Source organism: Occallatibacter sp. (assembly GCF_049582745.1).
Lineage (GTDB): Bacteria > Acidobacteriota > Terriglobia > Terriglobales > Acidobacteriaceae > Telmatobacter.
Genome location: NZ_JBAUUO010000074.1, coordinates 40,815 through 62,739, shown reverse-complemented (window position 1 = coordinate 62,739; position 21,925 = coordinate 40,815). Strand labels below are relative to the sequence as shown.

The window sequence follows — 21,925 nt, the reverse complement described above, 5'->3', positions numbered from 1 at the left end:
AATTTGCACCAGATTGCCAGAAAAGTGCCATTTCAGACAAAACTTGAGAGCAGTCTTTCGTAACGCTGAATTTGCTCAATAGTTGTAGCCCGCAGGTCTCCACCACTTTCAAACGCCTGATACCACTCTACGATCCAGGAGAGCGTCTGTTCGATGCGGAGAATCGGGTGCCAGTTGAGGCATGCGCCGGCCTTTGAGGCATCCAGCTTGAGTGCGCGCGCTTCCTTTGCGGAGACGGCTGAGTCTTGAATCCAGGACGCTCCCTTGCCCCATTTTGAGCTAAGCGTATCGGCGATCCAGGAGACGGGTTTGGCATCGCCTTCGATTGGGCCGAAGTTCCAGCCGGAAGCGAATGCGGCCCCATTATCGGCAAGCCGCTCTGCGATAAGAAGGTATCCACGCAGTGGTTCAAGGACGAACTGCCAAGGGCGGTAGGATAGCGGATTTCGAATCAGGCACGGCTGCCCGGCGATGAATGCCCGCATGAGATCGGGGATCAATTGATAAGCCGTCCAGTCGCCCCCTCCGATTGCGTTGCCGGCCCGAGCACTGGCCAGCGCAACGCCATGCTCGTGTAGAGACTCGGGCGGAAAGTAAGAATCGCGAAAGGCGGAGGTGACGAGTTCTGCACATCCTTTGGAATTTGAATAGGGATCGTGACCGCCCATTCGGTCAACTTCACGATAGCCCCAGACCCATTCCCGGTTCTCATAACATTTGTCGCTCGTCACATTCACCACGACGCACTTGCGTTTGAGGGTGCGCACAGCTTCAAGCACGTGCACTGTGCCCATTACGTTTGACGCATAGGTGTCGACTGGATTCTCGTAGCCCGTGCGGACTACAGACTGTGCGGCAAGGTGGAGGACGACTTCCGGCTCGAATTCGGCAATCGCGGCGCTCAACCGCGGCAAGTCGCGAATGTCCCCAATAATGGATTGAAGGACACCGGCCACCTCAGCCTGCTCGTAGAGCGAGGGGCTCGTCGGCGGATCGAGCGCGTATCCAACGACCTTTGCCCCGAGCGTTGAGAGCCATAGCGATAACCAGCTCCCCTTGAAACCAGTATGTCCGGTGAGAAAGACACGACGGTCTTTCCAGAAACTGCGCTCCAACCTCATCGAGTCTCCGAAAGCGAAGGTGCCGCGCTCAAGGCTTCCACTTGTGCCGGCCATCGATCATTCTGCTCCTGCCACAATTTCCAGATAAGGGTTTCGCCGGCTGGGTGGATGTCCTCCGTGGAGACAACGTCGTCCTTGGCAACATCCCTGCGAAGCACGCAGCCTTCTGACAGACCGATGGGCAGAGCCCGCATTTCGCGAGCCGCAGACCTGTTCTCAATGAGCCCGTAGGTGCAGAAGCCGCCGACTCCGTCGAGGCGCTCGCCGGCTTTCAGATCGCGCTTGGCAACGGCTACAACCTCGCAAACGGGTCCGCCAATGGGAGCGACCGTGGCATCCAGCTGCAGGACCGCGCGGCCGATCGTAGACGCGATCTGAATGTGCGGCAGATGGAATGGCGTGTAGAAGACATAAAAAGGCCCGTCGCCGAGCTTGTAATAGGCCAGCTGGGTCTTTTTGAGCGGAACATCTTCGTAGACCACCGCAAATGCTCCCGTATGCGGAGCCGCGCCAAGCGCGTAGTCCACAAGTCCGGTGGAGAGCATTTCGTCGGCAGGCAGCAAGTCTCCAACCTGGCGGACATACTCACAGGCTGGACCGTACATTCCTCTGCGCCCGACGTGAAAACCCGTAGCATTCGCCAAGACCGTGGTTTCCATTGAGAGCTTGGTGGAATCGGCGAAAGATGTCACTTTCTTGACATCTTGATCATGCTTCGCAGCGAAAGCTCGTTGCGTGTCGGGATTGCGATAGTAGTCAACCATACCCTTGATGTTTCCAGCCGCAACTACGCGAAGTCCTAAGGTGCGTAAATAGCGGAGGAGTGTCATCGCCACACCTGGCTCATCGCCGTCGGTATGCGTAATGACAACGCCCGCCTCGTCGGCTTTTGCTTTGAGGATGGGGCCAATCAGCGAATCCAGCTCCGCATTAACGAGGACAACGTGCTTGCGATACTTCAACGCATCGAGCACTACATTCGCAGCCGGCTCAATGCTGCCCGTGACCTCAACCACAATGTCAATGGCGCTGCAGGAGGTCAGCACGGCAGGGTCAGTCGTTAAAGCCAGTACGCCACGCGCGATTTGCTCCTCGGCTTCGCTTGCGGAATTCACCCGCGCCCACTTGAGGAAGCCTGCTTCCCGAAGCGCTCTCTCGGCATGCCCGGCCGTGCGGTTGGCAATGGCGACAAGCCGCATTCCCGGCACTGGCGTTCCAAGCTGCAAGGCGATCGCTCGCCCTGTTGCGCCGGCTCCAATAATTCCAACACGAATCGGATTGGCAGAGGATTCACGTTTTTGTAGTGCCGTATCAACACTCATAGTGGGTTTTCTCCAGTTACAAGGCTCGAAGAAGCCTAAATCGGATGAGTTCCTGCGGTGGGGCGACAGGCGAACTCACCGTCGGAAAAGGCGAATTACTTACTGGCTTGGCGGGGCATCGTTATCCCGTTTCCATTTGCATGACGTCGATCCAAAAACTCCACCACCGGAACCGGTGCGTGTGGCTTGCTCTCGGCGGAGAGATGGCCATTATCCTTCCACACGTGCCAGGGCGCAGCACCCGACCCCCAGAGACTTTCTAGTTCCTGTTTGTCTTTGAAGGTGTCCATACCGGCCCAGAAGCCATCGTATGTGTACCCGATGAGTTGTCTCTCCTCGATCAGTCTCTGGAATGGCTCAAGGACCAGTTCTTCACCTTCGCGCATGTAATCGAATATCTCTTTTCGAAACGCAAAATAGCCGCCATTAATGCGTACAGATCCATTTCTGATTGGGTTAACCCCGGACACAAGACTCGTACCAGGCTCCATCGAGACCACGTGATAGCTCAGGTTCGGAAGCACGCAAAGGAAGCTGGCGACCTTCTGCTGGCGGTGAAAGTCTTCGAGCTGCAAGGGAAGCGGGAGATCTGTCAGACCGTCGCTGTAATTGGCGAGAAACGTCTCTTCGCCGTCCAGATACCTTTCGACAGACTTCAGCCTTTGCCCGATGTTTGAAGCAAATCCCGTATCGGCGAAGGTGATCCGCCAGTCGTGGATGTCGCTGTTATAGAGTTCCACCTTCTTGCCGCCGCACGAGAGAACAAAGTCGTTGGAGGCGCATTCGCTGTATTCAAGAAAGTATCTCTTGATCTGATCGGCGCCATAACCGAGGCACAAGATAAAGTCCTTATGCCCATGGTGAGCGTAGTACTTCATCACGTGCCAGATAACCGGCCGGTACCCAATCTGAACGAGCGGCTTCGGGATATCTGCGGCGTCTCTGATACGCAAGCCCATTCCACCGCAGAACAGCACGACTTTCATGTAATTGCCCTCCGCATCCTCGTCGTGAGGTAGTCACTTGCCCTGAGTTCGAGTCGTGCAGTTCGTCAGCGCAGGTACCCGCTTTAGCGCGAGATCGCCAACTTCGTGCAGATCATAGTCAATAAAGTCGCAGATGTGAATGCACACAAAGTTTGATTGCCAGCTAAAAGTTCAGGCAGGCGCATCGTTTTGTTCGCCGAGTTCTGCCTTCCATCTTAACCGACTTTCTGAGATTTTCGATGAGGTTTTTGATTTAAATAGCAGCTGAAATGCGACTTAGCATGCTTTGCGGGGTCCGGCTGCCCGTTGTCCTTCCGTCTCAACACGCTCAAGCCAGATCTCTCGCCAATAGATGCGCTCATCCAGCGGGGCAAATTCAAAATACTCCCCTGTTGCGGTCACGCCCTCCAAGGTTATGCATGGTGTCCCGATCGTAATCATTTTGCCGGTTCTCTCATCTATCTGGCGGTTGACACGCGCAAGGACCTTGTACTGCCCACCGCAGAAGCGCGTCATCTCTTTGTCGAACCAAAGTCCGCGATTCTTGAATTGCGAATTCAAGGTCTGCTCGATTTCATGCTTGGTCTTGATTCGAACAAGTTCGCCTGGTTGGATATCCAAGACCGTATGTGGCGTCGTCTGTGATTTTGAATGGGCCAGAACCGGGAAACGCGAACCTCGAATACGACGCTGCACTCCGTTGAACGCAAAGATCGCGATAAACGCGAGAAAAGGACCGATTCGAACGTTTCCGCTGAGAAGCTCCCTGAGAAGGTTGGGAGGATAAGTCCAGGGCGTCGGAGTACTCGCCATGGGTAACCTGCTCAATTGGCAGACGAAGCGTGTTTCGGAGGTCTCTGCATCGATTCGTGTTGTGAATTGACGGAGATCGATTTGGGTGGGAGAGCCAGCAGCCTGCATGTCGTCGGCTTTCTCTTTCGTCGAGGCACGACGCAACCATGCCTCTTTCCAGAGAATCGGGCAATCGGCTTGACATCCGCTGTGATAGCCCCCGTCGCATCGCAAGCCTTCCAGGATAACCGTATCGCTCATCCGCCGCAGGCCACTTGAAGTAATCCAGTCGAATATCTTGTCAACGCGTCGGAACACGCGCGCGCTTCGACCAAACCACGCCTCCATTTCGGGCATGAACGGCAGACAATCCAGTTCGCCTTTGGAATCCAGCGTTGCAAGGATTTCGTCGCGAGAGCGTATCTCAACCAGCTCTCCAGCGCGTAAGTCAAGTTGTCCTGGCCGCTGGCCCCCAAGGGCACGCAGGCCACGCAAAAGCGCACGAAGGCCCCCCACAACGAATCCGCCGTGCCATTCGCGTGGACGCCCCACGTATGGAACTCCACGCGTCTCGAGGCTATCGCGACGCAAGCTGACAAGCGCCCCTGCTAACACAAGAACGCTCGCAATCTCTATGCATAAGAATATGAGACCTCCCAGCCCCCAGACCAGCGCTCCTGGGCGCGGCCACGGCCTCTGCGCGATCTGCGTCTCAACTACGAGCCAGACGACAGCAGCACACGTCACGAGAACAAACAATGCGGCGCCCATAGCTGTCTTCCAATAGCTCTTCCGGTGATCAGTCAACCTCAAAAACTCCTTCCAGGATTTCTGCTCATTCTCCCTCAATGCCGCACGGAAACCGACCACAGGTCGGAAATTCGAGTAATCGGCGTAACTGTCGGGCAGAATGGAGATCCGTAAGACAGAACAAGGCTGTTCGGCTCGCACCCCTCGAAAAACGCGATGCGACATTCAATCTCACGTTACGGAGTCGGTGATACTTTAGCGATTCATCGACCTTCCAGACCCGGACGCGCTGTAAGGAGCTACAGCTTGATCTCCGATTACCTCGTCAGCCAGGCGTTGTAGCTTTTCTTTTCTTAGGGCAAGGCGCGGAGAACAAGCTAGGCCAACCGATCCAAGAATCGTCTCCCAACGGTAGGCCCAATCATGCCGGAGCAACGACTGCTGAACATTGAGTTTTTGTATCCTGGCTTGGCGTTCCGGCTCCTCGTCGAGTGCTCGAATAATCGCCTCCGCGTCCGGCGAGTTATAGGGCAAATCAATGAGTGCGTCAGGCCAATCAAACAACTGCTCAAATTCGCCATTCTGGGGTCGTTCACCCAGAAGAATGTTTCCGGCCGCGGCACCTTCGAAATAGCGGTTTCCGATTTCAATCTGATTTCCACGCACATCCGGTCGGTCAATCAGACCCGGATTCACAATGAAATATCGGCTTCGCTTCGCGATATTGGCGACAAGAACACGATGCTCGATTGGATCGAGCACGCGATCTGCCGAGGTGCTGTCGTGCAGATAAAGCGTTCCGATATTCGCGGCCATTCGCAGAAACGACTTGTGGGTGATGGCCGATCTCCTGCCAACGCTGTACACGTGGATTCCACGGGCCGGCGGATCCGGATAAGGGCAGAAGCGGATTGCATCAACTCCGGGGGGCAGGAACATGCACTTCTTTTCGCCCATGATTTCATTCGCCGGTGCGACGCTCTGGCTATAGTAGAGAACGACCAGATCGAATTGCTTGAGCATCCGGAAATAGTTTCGATAGTTCGGGATTTCTCTTGCCCACGCTTCGTCGATTAGGCAAACTGCCTTCTTGCTGCGGGCTCTCCAGTTCGAAATAACGTTAATCCTGAGCAGATCAGTCGGATCTCCGCATATAGCGAAGAACAGATCGAAGTCCGAATCGAGAGACACGGGCTCCACCCCTGGATTGAATTTGATCGGAGTGTGATAGGCGAGCTGCCGGGCAAGTGGGAAGCGCCAAGTAGAGGGATCGATCCTCGGCGAAAGCACGACTGCGTTGTCGACCTGAGCGATGATGTCTTCGAACTCAAAATGAGCGCAACGATACGGCTGGATTTGGGTGAGATTTCGCTGCGAGAAGATCAGTGTGCGGGGTTGGCCCGGTTTTGCTTCAATAAGATGGTCATTGTTAAGTTTCGCCGTCATGGCTTCAGGTGGCCTTCCTTTGCCGGATCGCGATGGCTTGACTCCGACACGAGCTTTTCGCGGTTCAAAATCAGTGCCCGCGCCTCAATCAGAGTCTGCGCCTGGTTGAGGTCTATCTAATTCTCGTGCAATTCTGCTTCCAATGGCCAGTTGCGATCTTGTGTGGAGATCACTAAAGGAACCAATGGCCATTGAATGCCAAATGCCGGATCATCGAACCGAGCGCCGCGTGCCGCAGCCGGAGCGAAAAACTGAGAGGCCATGTAGTGCATCTCAGTGTGGTCTTGAAGTGTCTGATATCCGTGCGCACATCGCTCTGGAACGAACAACATCTTGCCGTTTTCCGGGGTAAGTTCCACACCTACCCACTTTCTAAATGTGGGCGAATCAGAACGTACATCGAGTGCGACATCGAACATAGCGCCCTGTGTGCAGCGAATCAGCTTCGCTTCAAGCGCCGGCTCCACCTGGAAGTGCATTCCGCGTACTGTGCCCTTTCGCAGACTGAATCCCATGTTCGCCTGGACAGGATGGAATTGAATGCCGCGTTCTTCAAACTCTCTTAGACACCAGGCACGAAAGAAATGTCCGCGCTCGTCCTTGTGAAAGTCCGGTTCGATGATCCACACACCTTGAATCTCGGTTTTCAAAAATCGCATACAGCCGCTTTACCTTCAAAAAACTGTTCTGTGCGTTCTAAAAAACACATCGGCATCATTCAGATCATGTTGAAATGCTGCTCCCGCATGGCGACGCTGACTGGAGTGTTATTCATCGGATTTTAGATACTTTTTCGCAGCGAGGTAAGGCAACATGATAATTTCGGCAACAGACGGAAGCGGATCCTGCCAATTGAAGACTGATTCCACACGAGTTGCACGCAGCGATTTTATGTATGTACGTACGCTCAGGCTGCCGTGAAAAAAATCTGAAATTGCCGTTGGAATATCGCTCACGAGTCGGAGCCATCCCACTCCCGACACGGCGCGCACCGGTTCGATTGGCAGGCCCATTTGATCAGCGTAGACCAGATAAGGAAAATCAACACCAGAGGCGGAGCCGATACTGTGAAATCCCCAGGTCCTGGCATTCACATCCAGCAGCTTGTATTTTCCGTCTCGCGGGTCGCGCTTGTATTCGATCTCGACGACTCCGTGATAGCTAATCGATTTCAAAAAGAGTTCGGAAAACGCTTCTATCTCCGGCGCCTCAATGGTCTCAACATATGTCGCCGAACGGCCGAATTCCCGCGGGTGCTGTCGCGCGCGACGGGCCGTCAAGATACTGCTGGGAACGCCATTGCGCACAAATGCACAGTAGGAGTATTGCTCATTGCCATCGCCAGGAATGATCTCCTGAATAAGAATTTCTTCAGGCTTGATTTGCCTTGAGGCCTTCTCATAAAGAGACACCAACTCCTCAGCAGTGTCCGCTCGCCAAGCTTTGGCACCCGTTGCGTAAAAAAAATTCTCCTTAACGGCTGGCTTAATCGCCAAGGGCAACCGCGGGAAGAGTGCCTGTACCTCCTCTTTCGACTTAGGATTAAAGGTTTTCGGACACGGGATGTCCAGACTCTCGGCGAGTTCGTAGGTCTTCTTCTTATCCCATGCCCACTCGATGCTCTCCCATTCTCCAGTCGTGACGCGAAAGAACTTCGCAAGTTCCGTGCGGTATCGCGAAAATGCTGCCACGTTTTCATCGCGGGTCGGAAAAAGGATCCAGTTTCGCAAATTGTAGCGCTGACCCACTTCGAGCACAGCGTCAACAGTCTTGCGCTCATCCAGGATACTTTCCACCCGCACGACCTTGGTCACGTATCTCGAGAACGAGGAAACGCAGTACTGGTCATCCAGGATATAGACAGGAATCCCGCGCCGCCCCAGACTTCGAGCGATGCCCAGACCTGGGTGATCCCCGCCAACGACGACCGCGCCTGCAATTCCGTTCTTCGCCGGCGCTCCGACGTTTGCACCTTGCCGTTCTTGAGAAGCAGTTGGCATTTTGTGATCTTTCTCCACGCCTAGCTGCGATGCCGGCGAAAGTACGAGGCCAGTTCCCGGGCGGCGAAATCTGTGCCGGTAACGAAATAGAGCAATGGGCCGAATTTTCGCGCAGCCGTCGCTCCTGTGAAATGCAGGCCTGGTACCGAAGTGGAGAGACCGGCAGACACGTCGGGATAGCCGTCGATTTGCTTGATGTCCTTAAGCAGACTCTCGCATAGAAACTCGTACTTCGAAATGTCGACGCGATATCCAGTTCCCAGCAAGACGTGATCCACTCGTCTTTCCGTGCCATCATCCCACTTCAATTGGAGTTCACCATTTTCTTCAGCGGCAGAAACAACCGATCTGGAAGTGGTAATCGTTACGCCCGGCAGTCTGGGAATAAGCCAGGGCGCACCTGCTGCCCGAACAGCGCGTTTCCGAATCGGATCCTTCGCCCACATCGGGATGCGGTACATCAGGTTTGGATAGGCCACCAACCGGCTGATCCCAATTGGGCCAATGTCGTGTCTGGAATAGAGCATCTTCGACACTGGGCCTAGTTGATGAAGTTTCTGATGCATGCCGATCCAGCGCAGCACTGGGATCTTGGCGATCAACTCCGCTGAGATTCCACCTTCGCTAAGCAGAGCGGCAGACTCGATTGCACTCTGCCCAGCGCCAATCACCGCTACCCGCTTGCCCATTTGCGAAAATGGCCGCCCGTCATAACAGTGAGAAACTCGCTCAATCGGAAGGTTCGCAAATGCTGCCGGGACACTCTTGAACTTCGCAATTCCCGGAGCTACGACAACTCGATTGGCGCTGACTACTTCGCCATCGGGCAGGAAAAGTTTGAACCCCACGCCGTCGCGGCACAGGCGTGAAACGTTGCGCCGGTCTAGTATCGGGCCAAGTTTGGTTTGAAACCATCTCCCGTAACTCACAAACGTATCCTTGGGCAGCCGCTTTACAGGGGGGGTTCCGGTCGCCTTTTCGTACTGCTCGAGCGTGAAAGCCGATGTTGGATCGGAGATCGTGGAAGCCTCTCGTGGAGAACGCAAGAGCATTCCCCGTGGCGTCCCATTAGCCCAGAATTCCATGGGCTCTCCGAAAACACGAACATCCATTCCCAACGCCTTCAAGTGAGCAGCGGAGGAAAGGCCATACGGCCCTGCTCCGATGATTGCTACATCACAGTCTTTGGAAGAATTCATTTTGCTGTCCTTATTCACCTTGATCGATATTGATGGAAGGGTGTCGCCCGCAGCGTCCCAAGTCGAATCACAGCGGAGGTGATATCCGACTTCAGGCCCGAACTCCCCGGCGATTGTGGCGCATCTCGAACGCCGCAGAAGAGGGCGCCATGGCAGAAGAGGATTTGGGAGACGACCAACTCTCGATCTCGTAGACGATCCGGTCGCCATCCAGTCTTGCGTATGCTATCCGCCCGCGACCATCTCCCGGATTCTCAATCACCCAACCGTCTGGCGTCGAAACGAGCCTCATTCGCGCCCGTTGTCTCCACCACCGATTTACCTCGCTGGGAGTCGTCACCCACACCGACTTCTTCTCTCTCAGGTCGACAAGATGACGAAGCAATTCCTCATAGATCGCGCGCTTGCGTGCCTCGATCACGTAGTCAGGGTGGATGATGAAGCTCATAAGGCCGAATTTATGGGCGATGATCTCGGTCTGTTGCATCCAGATGGCAGTCGAAAAGTCATTGAGGATATTGAAAAGCGTGTAGTCCTGAATGGTGGTCACTGGAAGTTCGAGAATGTTCCCGATGAAGTACGGCATTACTGTGCAACATCCGCCGCGTTGCGGATCTAAGTGGGCAACGTTTGGCACGGACATATCGTACGCAAACTTCAGTTCGTCGTACCACACCTGCTTTCTGTAGAGGACTGCCGCGCGAAACCCTTCTGTCTTGTATTCCCTGCCGTAGGCATTTATTTTCACGGCTCTTTCAACAAACTGCTGCCGACTCTTGTAAAGATGGCCATCATGGTTCAGATCGTGAATTGCAATCTCATGCCGGCGCTGTCGAATTTCTTCCAGGAATTCCGGGGGAACCGAGTAACGTTCTTCCGGCACAACCTGGAAGGAGGCTTTGACGCCATAGGAGTCATCGATGTCCATCAGCGTCCGACAATAATCCCGACCGATCTCGGTCTCGACATCGTGTGTCATCAGCGCACACCCTGTTTGCCCGTCGGGCCAGAACCAGACGAAAGGGACTCGCTCAACGCCTGTAGACTGAAGCGTTAACACCATGAGTCGTTCCAGCAAGTTATCGATGGAGCAATCGACCGGCCATCGCGGAAACGAAAGCTTATTCCAACCATGCAAATAGACCTTCTGCAAATGTCGGCGTACACTCACCGGAAGCAAAGGTCGAATGAAGTAATAGGGCTTTGACAAGCTGGAAAGCGCCCCGTGGCGCCATTCTTCGACGTACATTTCCCGATGCAGGTTGTCCACGACCTCGGATAGGTCGAACGGCAGACGAACCAATCCATCTTCGAGGCGAACATCCCCGGCTGCATCAAAGTTTTCAGCGCTCGGACGCGGTGCGGTCGCATGACCCGCAAGTCGTCCAAAAAGAGTTGTATCATTTCCAAATCGAAAGTACCCGCTTTGGAAAGAGAACTCTCCCTCGCATATCAGGCGCATATATTCTTCAGGACATCTGAAGTAAGTCGAGAGATAGCTTTCCATTGATCCCTACACTTCTTGAGGAGATGAGCCCAATTTCATTGGCTGGCCCGACTAGGCACTACATACGATCCACTATCTTTCCACCCCTTCCGAGATATACTCGTCGGATTCTTGTTGCTGAATATCCGCTATCCCGGCAGCAGAATCCAGGCTGACCTCGGAAGTACTTCGAGAATTTTGGCCTCTTCGTTCTTTTTTTTCGAAGGCCCTTTTGTAAGCAGCAATCAGGTTACCCACCGAGCGTTCCCAGGCGAGGTGTTGTTCGACTCGCGCCCGACCAATCTGCCCCATCTTCTCTCTTTCAGCTGGATGATCCAGCAACCAGAGAATCTTGTCTGCAAAGTCGGTTACCAAATCATTGCCAGCGCTATAGAGGGAAGCATCCCCTGCCGTAACCCGGCCTTCCTTCAAATTGAACTGAACAATGGGTTTGCCCAAAGCCATGTATTCGGCGATTTTGATCATTGTCGAGATGTTGTTCATCTCGCATGGCTTGTCCGGATTTACGCAAACATCCGAAGTAGAAAGCACGTCAAGCAATTCCTCGTCAGACACGCGCCCCGTGAGGTTGAACATGTCCCCGAGGTTTTTATCCTCTACCAATTGCCGCAGCGCAGGCAGACCAGGTCCCCCGCCCACACAAGTGAAGTGAACATCGGACCGGCCCCGGCCCCTGATGTTTTCTGCAACTTCGACCAGGATATCGAGGCCTTCCTGAATGCTCATGGTGCCGACGTATCCAATCAAAAATGCCTTGCCATATTTCAGATTGGGTTTAGGAGGAACAAGCCTGAAAGTATCCAGATCCGGGCCATTCCGCACAACAAAGACATCCCGAGAATCACGTCTGCCGCGCGAGATCGCTAGCGATTTATAGCTCTCGTTGGTAGCCATCACCACGTCACTGAAACGATACGTCAGACCTTCCAACCACACCTGGGCTCGATAGAGTGCATCCTTCCTCTCGTATTTTGAGAGATAAAGCTCCGGATTGGCGTCGTGATGATCAAAAATAAATTTCACCCCGAACAACTTGAACGGGAGAGCAACCAGAAATATATCATCCGGTGGATTACACCCTTGCAGGACATCGAATCCTCGAGTGACAAATATCCACCATGCAAACACGAACTCCCACAACAATGCACAGCCGTATTCCCACACGTATCCGAATGGAGTATTTCCCTCCTTCGGCATAGGATGCCGATAGATGTGGACCCCTTCAAGAACTTCATGAACCTTCTGGAATCCCTTGCCACGTGGACTGAGCACGCTTACTTCGAACCCATGTTGATACAGGGCTCGCGCTTCTTTCCAGACCCTGCCGTCGAAAGGGACAGGCAGATTCTCAACAATGATCAGGACTTTTTTCTTCTTCTCGGTCAATTGAGTTCTCGTCTCAAATGGATTCAAACAGGCCAGCCAGCGCACATAGCATCGTCGCCTGTCCCCAATGCAAAGTTGGCGTCTTGTTCACAATGTGACGGGAATAGCGTCTGTAATAAAAGTAACCACTTCGATCCTGCATGTTCCGAATGGTCCATTCAGCTACTTTTTGCGCAAGTCGTAAACTATCGTGATCTTGCGTCCGGAAGAACACCAGCGTATCGATCGCCTGGGAACTGCATTGAATATCGAGGGGCAAAGTCTTGTGATCGTAGTACCGCGGAGTTCCGTCCGGAAGGAAGAATGTGCTCTTCCAATATCGATAACCCCGCATCATCGTCTCGTGAAACTGACTGTTGCCGGTGCTGCGCTCGTAGTGTTGAAAGCAATCGAGCACATATCCGGTGTGAAAGTTATCAACCCAATGTAGGTTCTCTTTTTCTCCGTAGTACCAGGATCCGTCCTGCCGCTGGCATTCGCTGGTATATCGCAGAGCCGACTCCGCAAGGTCGCGATACTTCTCATTTCCCGTAATGCTTTGCACCCTGATAAGCAGGCTTGCTCCGAGCGTGTTGGCGTTGTGCACTCTACTGTCCCTGCCTGGGACATAGGCAATGCAGACACCCGATTTATCCGGAAGTGCAGCGAGATCGTGAAGAATGTGCTCGCAGGCGCTCACAGCGGTTTGGAGATAGCGATCCTGACCGAAGTGCTCATAACCATCGATAAAAGCGTGCCCAATCAAAGAGGTCCACACAACCGTGGGCACTCCCTTGGGGAGATAGAATGCGCGTGACTGATAGTCGAAGTGATTGCCCCAGCATGCTCCTGTATAGCCGGATGATTGGTGTCCCATAAGCCACTGTAGTGAGGCCTCAGCCTTCTGGTTCCAAACCGGATCCCCGGTAGCCTTATTTAGGCGCATGAATCCGCGAGCAAGAAAACCCATCCCCTTGGTGGAGCGCTCCGCCCTGACACCCAACAGCGGTCGAAGATTGATCGGAAAGCGCCGCACGCCCTGAAGAAGAACCGTCCGAAGCAAAGCGGAGTTGAATGTAAACGGGCGGACAAATCTGGCGCTCAAGCCATCGAACGTATCGTAACCTCGATAGTCGTGTTCCTCGAGCCACCTCGATAGACGCTGAATGGAATTGAACAGATCTGTCTTTGCAAGGTTACTGGAGGATTTGACCGAGAGCAATTCAGGCGCAAGAGAGCTGGTGTTTGACATTTGATTTTCCTGACTGAGTAATTCTTACGAAATCAACAAGGCACTGATCATCGCGAAATCGACCCTGAATCTGACTGAATTCGGGATCATAATTACCAATCACGACCGTCTGTGCGTGAGACAGCACATCGTCGACGCTCGCCACCATCAACTTCGAGATATGTGGAATGCGGTTAAGAATGAAATCCCGATTGGCTCCTACAAGCGCGGCAATATTCACGTTTCTGTCGTAGATGCGAAGATCGTAGCCCTTGCCGATGAGACGTTCGATCACCTCGATAACAGGGCTTTCGCGAAGATCGTCGGTTCCGGCCTTGAAGCTGAAACCGAGAATTCCGATACGGGAGTTTCCGCTATCCATCACGAGCTTGACTCCTCGTGCAATCTGCATTTCGTTGCTGGGCAGGACGGCATTTAGAATCGGGAGTTGCAAGTCGTGAATTCTTCCGTGATACGAAAGCGCGCGCAGGTCCTTCGGAAGGCATGAACCGCCGAAAGCGAATCCGGGTTTCAAATAGGCAGACGAGATATTCAGCTTTTTGTCCTGGCAAAAAATATCCATTACAGACTCCGCGTCAACACCGAATGCGTCACATAGGTTTCCGATCTCGTTTGCAAAGCCTATCTTGAGAGCGTGCCAGCTGTTGTCAACGTACTTGATCATCTCAGCGGTATTCAGGTCCGTCCGTATGAACGGGGCTTCCAATTCTTGGTACAGCGTTGCAAGCAACGCGCCGCTGGCCTGGTCCAGTTCGCCAATCACCGTCTTCGGCGGAAACCTGAAGTCTTTCACTGCGGAACCCTCTCTCAAGAATTCCGGATTGTTGCACACGCCAAAATCTTCTCCAGCCTTTTTCCCAGAGAACTCCTCCAAAGTGGGAATCACTACGTCCCTCATGGTTCCGGGTAAAATTGTGCTGCGAATCACGACTGTATGCCGTTCCGACTTTGTTTGCAGTGCGCGACCGATCTGTTCGCATATTCGGCGAATGTAATGCAGGTCCAGGTTGCCATTTGGCTGGCTCGGTGTTCCGACGCAGACGAAAGAAATATCTGTTTCGTGCACCGCCATATTCGCGTCCTGCGTTGCCCGGAGGCCGCCTTTCCGCACAGCCTCCTCTATAATCTCCCCGATCTCCGTTTCTACGATTGGTGAAAGGCCTCGATTGATGAGGTCAACCTTATCCGAAACCGGATCAACGCCGACTACTTGGTGCCCTTCGGCTGCCAAACATCCAGCCGATACCGTTCCCACGTAACCTAATCCGAAGACACTAATGTTCAATGTGAACTCCTCGCTGGAAACCTAGTAGATTGTGTTCGATTGGAATTGAGGTTCTTGCTATCTATTGAAACCGATCTTTCGCGCTGAATGCCTTCGGAGATTTCTCGCAGCCCACAGAAGACCACAGGTGATCGGGGGCAGGCGGCACGGAAAACTCCTTGCTAAGTATCGGGTCCGATTTGAGACAAAGACAAATCCTGTCCCAGTCGCGAAGCAACCACCACCTAATCCCCTGGAGGTTTCGTTCCATTAGCCTGGCAACGCGCCAACCAAAAACTCGCTTGATCCAGCGATACTTCCACGGGAATCGAGGTGCGTCGAGACGTCCCCCCAGGTCGCTAGCCAACAGCTGCGCCAAAGTGAAGAGGTCCGGTCGTTCCGGGTAGAAAGCCCCTATGCAGTTCTGCAGGTATCTCACGCATGCTGCTCGAGCCCTCTGGCTGTCACAAATCGACAGCAGATAGTCCACATTCAACTTCATCGAGAGCCACAAGGCATCGCGCTTGCGGTCACACGCTCCAATATAGCCCAAGCTTTGCGGACCAATGTAACGGTAATACACTCTCGCACCCGGTACAAAACAAACACCTTGACTGGCCATCAATACACGGCAAAAATACTCGCCATCATCATCCGACAACAATCGTGTATCCCACGGTCCAGCCGCTTCGGTGAGCTCCCGGCTCACTAACCACGTCGCAGTTTGCATACTGGCATTCTGCTCCATCTTTCGCATGAGCCACTCGACGTTGGAAAGATCGCTCCAGAGGCAGGTTGGAGTAAACTCCGCCTTCGTTGGTCGGTATAAGAATCTGGCCCATTCTCCAGAAAGCAGAATTCTGGGATTGGGCGTATCTTCCAGCGCTTCCATTTGCAAAGCAATTTTGTTCGGGCTTAGCAGATCGTCGGCATCCAACCACTGGATGAACTCCCCGCGGCTTATTGACAAGGCATTATTCCTGGTCGCAGCTGCACCTTGATGCGCTTGTGTGAATACCCTCAAGATGCCCGACTCAAAGGACCGTGCCACAGACAACGTCTGATCGTTGGAGCCGTCATCGACAACAATAATTTCCTTGCGATCCCACGTCTGCGCTAGCGCGGAGCGAAGTGTATCCGCAAGCCACTTCTCAGCGTTATACGCCGGCACGAGAATCGATACTAGAGGTCTCACGTGTTTCAAAGCACCGATCGTTCTACCTTGCATAAGAGTGCTTCGCCATCTGTACGACCACTCTCCAAATTCGTTGAGGTTTGCCAAACGCAATCGCGTCGAAATTGTGACGAGCGTCAAACGGTAGCCATGCTAAATTCCCATTGTAGATAATACTCAGATCGGAAATATTTACGCGGTTCGGTTGCTCAACTTCCTGTTGAAAATCCAATCTCAGATTATTTAAGTCCAACGATTTCATTGACCTGCCAAGTTGGTTACCCCGGCGCCCAGTTTGGTCAGTGTCATGCTCACGATTTGAGTAGAAGATCCAGATCCGATGGGCACTCTCACACTTTAGTACCAGTGAGGGTATTACTAGGGATGTACGAATCACCCATTTTCTATAAACTTGGTCCATATGAAATCGATGTCGACTCTAAGGGGACGCATGCACTCCGAAGTGCTGTCTATAGTTGTTGTCGGCGACTGCTTTTCCTGGAGTTCCAAAGACACACCCAGAACTAGCGCTCCAATGCAGAAAAACGGTTTGAGTGACATCGTTGATCGTGCTTCTTCGGATCGCGTTAACAGGAGACTCCACTAATGAACTACCGACTTTTCTTTTTGCTATTTGCACTCATCTTAAGTGCTATTACCGTTGGCGTAGTCGCGGCTTGGCGTCGGCCTGCCCGACTTCTCATCCTGCTCACGGCATTCAGTCTTACTGCCTCTGCACAGAACTGGTCTTCTTTTCTCGATTCTTCCAGGGCGATCGATTGGAAGGGAGCCGGATTTACGATTCCCAACTATACGGCGAATTGCGCTACTCAACCTTCGCTCACCGCAAATTCTTCAAGTGCCGCCTCGGCGAATGCTTCCGCGATCCAGAATGCACTGAACTCCTGCGATGCTACACATAACGTGGTGAACATTCCCGCGGGAACATATTACGTGAACGGCTTCAACTTCGGTTCGCAGGGTAAGCAGGTACTTCGCGGTGCGGGCCCGAATTCGACCACCTTCATATTTGGGAACGGAGTCGGCTGTGCGGGCGGATTGGCCGCGGGTATCTGCACCGTTGACGCCAACCCCCGTTACGACGGCAGCGGCGAGGTCTTGCCAGGGGGTTCGCAGCAATGTTCTTGGACGGGCGGACTGTCCAAGGACTCGACTACCCTTACCCTTAGTAATTGCGGTGGCGCTCCTCCTGTGAATCACACCATTATTCTCGATCAGGCCAATGACACTTCGGACACAAACGGGATTTACATTTGTGACACCAACATCGCCAACTGCGGTTATGAAGGCTCCTCGGGTGGCAACAACAATGGACGCGTTATCAACGGCGTCTCGCATTCTGAACAGCAGGTCGCCTATGTGACTGGCGTTAGTTCCCTCGGCGGCGGCTCGTATACAGTCACCATTTCTCCCGGCGTCTATTTTTCAAACATCCGGTCCAGCCAGAACCCCGGTGCGTGGTGGCCCGGATTCGTCCAGAACGACGGGATCGAAAACATCACCCTTGACGGGTCATCGGTCAATAGCAATGTGGGGATCTACGACTGCTATCAGTGCTGGGTGAAGAACGTGCGATCTGAACACGGCGGCAGAAACCATGTCGATGTGTACCAGAGCGCCCAGGATGTGATCCGCGACAGCTATTTCTATGCAGCGCAGGGTTCGGCCTCAGAGAGCTACGCGATTGAATTCGAGGAATCCTCTGGTGCGCTTGTCGAAAACAACATATTCCAACAAGTCACTACGCCAATCATGTTCGGGCAGGGATCAGGGCACGTTATCAGTTTTAACTTCAATATCGACGTGAACTACTCTTGCGGCGGCGGCTGCCCGACCTATGGCAACGGCGCGTACTCCTCGCACAATGCCGGAAGCGAAATGAACCTGTTTGAAGGCAATGACTTCTTCGGCATCTGGGGCGATGATGCCTGGGGAGCGAGCGATCAGAACACGTATTTCCGCAACATGCTGACAGGGTGGCAGAGCGGCAAAACCGCTTCGACTTTTCCAATCCTGCTGAGAGCCTACGTGCGCGGCCTCAACATTGTCGGCAATGTGCTGGGTCAGCCGGGATACAGCACTCAGTATCAGGCAATTGCTACATCGACTTCGGGAGGAACCGGAGGAGCGGCAGAGAATACCAGCATTTACTCGATCGGATGGGCTGGGACCGGAGCAGCATGTTCATCTGGTTCGGTTACGCAATGCGATCCTCTAGGCGGAACGACCTTGATGCGCTGGGGCAACTACGACACCGTAACTGCTGGGGTGAAGTGGGACTCAACCGAAGCATCTCCCGGTGCCGTTCCTTATGTCAAAGCGAATCCCGTGCCTGCGACTCACACGCTGCCCGCATCGCTCTATTACGGTTCCACGCCTTCGTGGTGGCCTTCGGGCAAGCCTTGGCCCCCCATCGGTCCGGATGTAACTTCGGGAAATTTGGGTACGTGCAGCGGGAGTTATAGCGGGGCGCAGGCCACGTCCTCGAGCCAATGCGCGGGCGGAACTTTGACCAGCGCCTGGGCTAACCATGCAACATCTATTCCAGCTGAGGACTGTTATCTCGGCGTTATGCATGGCGTACCTGATGGATCTGGTAGTGTGCTAAGTTTCGACGCCAACCAGTGCTACAGCGCGTCCTCCTCAGCAGGGAATAGCCCGCCTTCGGCCCCGGCGGGACTGACGGCGACTGTGCTCTAGCGACCCTTGTCCTGACCCCCACTGCAACGTTGGGGGCGTGACCCTCAACTTGTGATTGAAAGCCGGCAGTTCACACCCTGTGATTGCCGGCTACTCACGTGGGTCCTCCCACTACTCCGGCCCCGGCTGTTTCTGCTTTCCGAGACGGGACCAACTCGCGCAAAACGCCGGCAAGCAACCGGAACGGGCCGAACCCTCCATGAAGGAGAATGACCGCACCCAAATATAGCGTGATGAACAGCGCCGAAATGCTGATGATTGCCAGGAACGCGAAGCTTGAACTTCCGGCGGTGACCCAGAATCGTGTATGTCGGATGATTGCTGCTGCTGCCAGGCCTGCCAGCAGCGCTGCAGCGGCGTACTTCCAGATAGCGTTCATCAGATCTGAGACACCAAACCCGATGGGTCGCCCGGCATACCAGAATCCGGGAATCAAAAGGGTCCAAGACGAGATGCTCCATGCAGCGGCGACTCCCACGGGTCCCCAATGCAGTGCCACCAGAAACATCGAGACCGTTATCGCTAATGACACCAGACCCCAGCGTAGCAACCGTCCCGGCTTCCCGATGGAAAGGTGGGTCCAGCTAACGGTGGTGCATAGCAGCATGGCGCCGATTCCCGGCCCGAATATCTCAAAAATTCTGCCGGCCTCCGCCCATTTCTGTCCAAGAACCAGTCTGACTACGTCCTTACCGACCAGCGTAAGATCAGCGCTCGCAGCCATGCCGAGGAAAGCAATCATCGCGAGCGAACTGGCGAGATAACGTCGAAACCGAGCATGATCCTCATTCAACCGGCTCAGTGCCGCCAAAGCAACGTTGCTAAGCGGTGCGGTAAGCTGGCTTGCAGAGAGCGCAAACAAGTCAAAAGCTTTCTTGTAGAAACCTAGAGCCACCGCATTGAATCGCCAACCAACCAGCAGGTTATCGATATTCCTAGTGGAATAGGCGATGCTGAACTGGCCATAGACCTTCACTGCGAACCGGACCGCTGCACCTGTCTTGCCATTCCTGCGCGGCAAGCCCGGCACCCATCGACAAAGCCACCAGGCACCAACGGTGAGGCTAAGCTGTTGGGCGAGGATCCCCGTCACTAGCGCCCAATATCCCCACCCGCGCAGCGCGAACAGGATCGAAAAAACTGTATTCGCCACACGGCCAACTACGTCGTTGGTTGAGGTTCCGCCGAATCGCATGGCGCGCATCAGAAGAGCCAAGTGAACTACGGAACCTGCCTGAATGAAGATCCCGATCGACAGACCTTTAGCGACATCTGCCACCAGCGGATTTCCGTAGAACCGCGCGAGCAACGACCCCGCCGCAGCAAACGCAATTGCAAGAACTAACCCTGCGCCAGTATTGAGCCAAAACAAATTGCTTGCTGTCTGATGGTCCATTTCTTCAAACTGAATGACCGCCTCGGTGAATCCATTGAGACCGAAGCTGACCACAAGCAGGCTAAATGTCGTCACCATCGTGACTACGCCGAAATCGGCGGGGGTCAGTAACCGTGCCAGTATCACCGTACTGATCACCTGGGCTCCGAGCGCCAGCCCCGAAGCCGATACGGTCGCTGCTGCACCGCGGACGGCGAGCCTTCGTAGTTCGTGATTTCCTGCACCGGGGCGAAATACGCCGCTAGCGTCAAATGGGATCATTGTCCGACCCTACTCCATTTGCGGCGCGCGAAAACCGCTGCTCGCTTGGCCCCTTCATTCCGTCGCAGCCGACATTCCTTTGTATACGTGTGCAAGTTCTTAGTAATCGGTGAACCATTGCCTTTCCGACAGGCCGTTGCAAAGTCATCTCGCAGCCTGCACATGAAGAAATTTCGGTGGCACAAGATCGGGTTTCAGACCTCGTCCCACTGCCCAATTCAGTACTCGAGTTGTGCATTGTGCTTTTGCATCCCAAGTCAGGCGTTCCTTTGCGTAAGCCATGCCTTCGCGTCGTAGGCCATTCAGGAGGTCCCGATCGGCAGCAAGGTCCACCAGTATCTCTTGCATCCGCATCACCATATCGGCCTCATTCGTGAGAGGAACTTTGTACCCGATCTGCGGAAGGACGATGTCGCCGGGTCCGCCGAAGTCCACGACTATCGGAACGGTCCCCCCTGCCAGTGCTTCAAAGACCACTCCTCCGCCGAAATCTCGAACCGACGGAAACACAAGCACGTCGGCAGATTGCAGCCGGCCGAGGGCTTCCGTATGGCTCAACCACCCGCAGAAAGTGACGGCCTTTTCGATCCCGAGGGAGACTGTCAACTGTTGAAGGCGGTCTCGCTCTGGTCCATCGCCGACGACGGTGAAACGTGCCGAATCGTTTTGCAAGAGAGGAGCAGCCGCGCGAAGCGCAAGATCACATGCCTTGCGGGGAACAAGACCGCCGACAAAGATCAACTCAAGGGGAGCCCCGAGCTCCGGAGAACGCCGCGAATCGCCGCAACAGATAGAGGGATCGATTCCGTTTTCTGGCACAAAGAACAGCTTGTCGCGGTATTTCGCAAACTCCGCGTATGTCTGGGAAGAAGCCGCAATGATCGCTGAGGCATGGCGATATGTGGACCGGGCAAATGGGAGAAGCCGGTACGCTTTCCTCAAACCGGAGATCCACTCCTTCTGCTTCTTGAGTTGGGAGAAACCAGTAGGCCAGGGTAAACCGCCATTCAGTGGACCGATCACGAAGGGTATCGGTCCCTTACGCAGGAAATAAGCGAAAGGGCTCGGCAACACTGCCGTCAACGGTACGACGCGGAGAACCACGTCAAACTCTCCAGAACGAATACGGCGCCGCAACTGCCGCCAGGCATACCATTCAAACGCGACAGAAAATGGATACCTAAATGCGGTTAGTGCTTGACTGTCGTAGTTGCCTCTGAAGATTTTGCGAAAACCCCAGGCGAAAATGCGATCGAGCCGAGGTGTTCGAATAACCTCTATGGCGTGGAACGGCGCGTTTGCGCGACGCAGAGTGTCCTCAACGGTCGCTCGAGCAACAAGAGTTACGTCATGGAGTTTGGCAAGCGCT

General features: G+C 54.1%; 16 protein-coding genes. 1 reads left to right on the top strand and 15 read right to left on the bottom strand.

What is annotated here, in order from left to right; all coding sequences use genetic code 11:
* Positions 1 to 32: 32 nt before the first annotated feature.
* The 13 genes from rfbG to WCA10_RS12105 form a co-directional block, all read right to left on the bottom strand.
* Positions 33 to 1,121: a CDP-glucose 4,6-dehydratase gene (gene rfbG, locus WCA10_RS12165; protein WP_472822792.1), complete on the bottom strand. Its 1,089-nt coding sequence runs from the start codon at positions 1,119 to 1,121 to the stop codon at positions 33 to 35.
* Positions 1,118 to 2,443, bottom strand: a complete 1,326-nt coding sequence (locus WCA10_RS12160) for an NAD(P)H-dependent oxidoreductase (RefSeq protein WP_472822791.1) — start codon at positions 2,441 to 2,443, stop codon at positions 1,118 to 1,120. Before WCA10_RS12160 ends, rfbG begins: the two co-directional genes overlap by 4 nt.
* A gap of 95 nt (positions 2,444 to 2,538) precedes the next feature.
* On the bottom strand, positions 2,539 to 3,429 hold the full coding sequence (locus tag WCA10_RS12155; protein WP_472822790.1) for a glycosyltransferase family protein: 891 nt from the start codon (positions 3,427 to 3,429) through the stop codon (positions 2,539 to 2,541).
* A 276-nt stretch (positions 3,430 to 3,705) separates the two neighbouring features.
* Positions 3,706 to 5,034, bottom strand: coding sequence for a hypothetical protein (locus tag WCA10_RS12150; RefSeq protein ID WP_472822789.1), 1,329 nt, complete (start codon positions 5,032 to 5,034; stop codon positions 3,706 to 3,708).
* 192 nt (positions 5,035 to 5,226) lie between these two features.
* Positions 5,227 to 6,417, bottom strand: a complete 1,191-nt coding sequence (locus WCA10_RS12145) for a glycosyltransferase (protein ID WP_472822788.1) — start codon at positions 6,415 to 6,417, stop codon at positions 5,227 to 5,229.
* 116 nt (positions 6,418 to 6,533) lie between these two features.
* Positions 6,534 to 7,076: a dTDP-4-dehydrorhamnose 3,5-epimerase gene (gene rfbC / locus WCA10_RS12140; RefSeq protein WP_472822787.1), complete on the bottom strand. Its 543-nt coding sequence runs from the start codon at positions 7,074 to 7,076 to the stop codon at positions 6,534 to 6,536.
* Positions 7,077 to 7,184: 108 nt separating this feature from the next.
* Positions 7,185 to 8,417, bottom strand: a complete 1,233-nt coding sequence (locus tag WCA10_RS12135) for a carboxylate--amine ligase (protein ID WP_472822786.1) — start codon at positions 8,415 to 8,417, stop codon at positions 7,185 to 7,187.
* A 20-nt stretch (positions 8,418 to 8,437) separates the two neighbouring features.
* Positions 8,438 to 9,616 (bottom strand): FAD-dependent oxidoreductase, encoded by a 1,179-nt coding sequence (locus WCA10_RS12130; RefSeq protein ID WP_472822785.1) that lies wholly within the window; start codon positions 9,614 to 9,616, stop codon positions 8,438 to 8,440.
* Between the two features lie 91 nt (positions 9,617 to 9,707).
* Positions 9,708 to 10,919 carry a polysaccharide deacetylase family protein gene (locus tag WCA10_RS12125; protein ID WP_472822784.1) on the bottom strand — a complete coding sequence of 404 codons (1,212 nt, stop codon included), beginning with the start codon at positions 10,917 to 10,919 and terminating at the stop codon, positions 9,708 to 9,710.
* A 276-nt stretch (positions 10,920 to 11,195) separates the two neighbouring features.
* Positions 11,196 to 12,509, bottom strand: coding sequence for a glycosyltransferase family 4 protein (locus tag WCA10_RS12120; RefSeq protein ID WP_472822783.1), 1,314 nt, complete (start codon positions 12,507 to 12,509; stop codon positions 11,196 to 11,198).
* Positions 12,510 to 12,522: 13 nt separating this feature from the next.
* Complete coding sequence (locus WCA10_RS12115) at positions 12,523 to 13,740, bottom strand: hypothetical protein (RefSeq protein WP_472822782.1); 1,218 nt, start codon at positions 13,738 to 13,740, stop codon at positions 12,523 to 12,525.
* Entirely contained in the window at positions 13,712 to 15,025 is a 1,314-nt protein-coding gene (locus WCA10_RS12110) for a nucleotide sugar dehydrogenase (protein ID WP_472822781.1), read from the bottom strand. The genes WCA10_RS12115 and WCA10_RS12110 overlap by 29 nt, the downstream gene beginning before the upstream one ends.
* A gap of 61 nt (positions 15,026 to 15,086) precedes the next feature.
* Complete coding sequence (locus WCA10_RS12105) at positions 15,087 to 16,232, bottom strand: glycosyltransferase family 2 protein (RefSeq protein ID WP_472822780.1); 1,146 nt, start codon at positions 16,230 to 16,232, stop codon at positions 15,087 to 15,089.
* A gap of 552 nt (positions 16,233 to 16,784) precedes the next feature.
* Here WCA10_RS12105 and WCA10_RS12100 point away from each other — a divergent pair.
* The gene (locus tag WCA10_RS12100) at positions 16,785 to 18,899 is read left to right on the top strand and encodes a hypothetical protein (RefSeq protein ID WP_472822779.1); all 2,115 of its coding nucleotides are present in this window, start codon (positions 16,785 to 16,787) and stop codon (positions 18,897 to 18,899) included.
* A 94-nt stretch (positions 18,900 to 18,993) separates the two neighbouring features.
* Here the strand turns inward: WCA10_RS12100 and WCA10_RS12095 are convergent, their stop codons facing one another.
* Together WCA10_RS12095 and WCA10_RS12090 are read right to left on the bottom strand one after the other, a co-directional pair.
* Positions 18,994 to 20,556, bottom strand: a complete 1,563-nt coding sequence (locus WCA10_RS12095; RefSeq protein ID WP_472822778.1) for a lipopolysaccharide biosynthesis protein — start codon at positions 20,554 to 20,556, stop codon at positions 18,994 to 18,996.
* A gap of 144 nt (positions 20,557 to 20,700) precedes the next feature.
* Positions 20,701 to 21,660, bottom strand: coding sequence for a glycosyltransferase family 4 protein (locus WCA10_RS12090; RefSeq protein WP_472822777.1), 960 nt, complete (start codon positions 21,658 to 21,660; stop codon positions 20,701 to 20,703).
* Positions 21,661 to 21,925: the final 265 nt, after the last annotated feature.

Excerpts from the sequence above, each read along its gene's own strand:
- rfbC (WP_472822787.1), bottom strand. The coding sequence starts at position 7,076 with ATGCGATTTTTGAAAACCGAGATTCAAGGTGTGTGGATCATCGAACCG.
- rfbG (WP_472822792.1), bottom strand. The coding sequence starts at position 1,121 with ATGAGGTTGGAGCGCAGTTTCTGGAAAGACCGTCGTGTCTTTCTCACC.
- WCA10_RS12105 (WP_472822780.1), bottom strand. The coding sequence starts at position 16,232 with ATGCAAGGTAGAACGATCGGTGCTTTGAAACACGTGAGACCTCTAGTA.
- WCA10_RS12145 (WP_472822788.1), bottom strand. The coding sequence starts at position 6,417 with ATGACGGCGAAACTTAACAATGACCATCTTATTGAAGCAAAACCGGGC.
- WCA10_RS12130 (WP_472822785.1), bottom strand. The coding sequence starts at position 9,616 with ATGAATTCTTCCAAAGACTGTGATGTAGCAATCATCGGAGCAGGGCCG.
- WCA10_RS12115 (WP_472822782.1), bottom strand. The coding sequence starts at position 13,740 with ATGTCAAACACCAGCTCTCTTGCGCCTGAATTGCTCTCGGTCAAATCC.
- WCA10_RS12135 (WP_472822786.1), bottom strand. The coding sequence starts at position 8,417 with ATGCCAACTGCTTCTCAAGAACGGCAAGGTGCAAACGTCGGAGCGCCG.
- WCA10_RS12160 (WP_472822791.1), bottom strand. The coding sequence starts at position 2,443 with ATGAGTGTTGATACGGCACTACAAAAACGTGAATCCTCTGCCAATCCG.
- WCA10_RS12095 (WP_472822778.1), bottom strand. The coding sequence starts at position 20,556 with ATGATCCCATTTGACGCTAGCGGCGTATTTCGCCCCGGTGCAGGAAAT.
- WCA10_RS12155 (WP_472822790.1), bottom strand. The coding sequence starts at position 3,429 with ATGAAAGTCGTGCTGTTCTGCGGTGGAATGGGCTTGCGTATCAGAGAC.
- WCA10_RS12100 (WP_472822779.1), top strand. The coding sequence starts at position 16,785 with ATGAACTACCGACTTTTCTTTTTGCTATTTGCACTCATCTTAAGTGCT.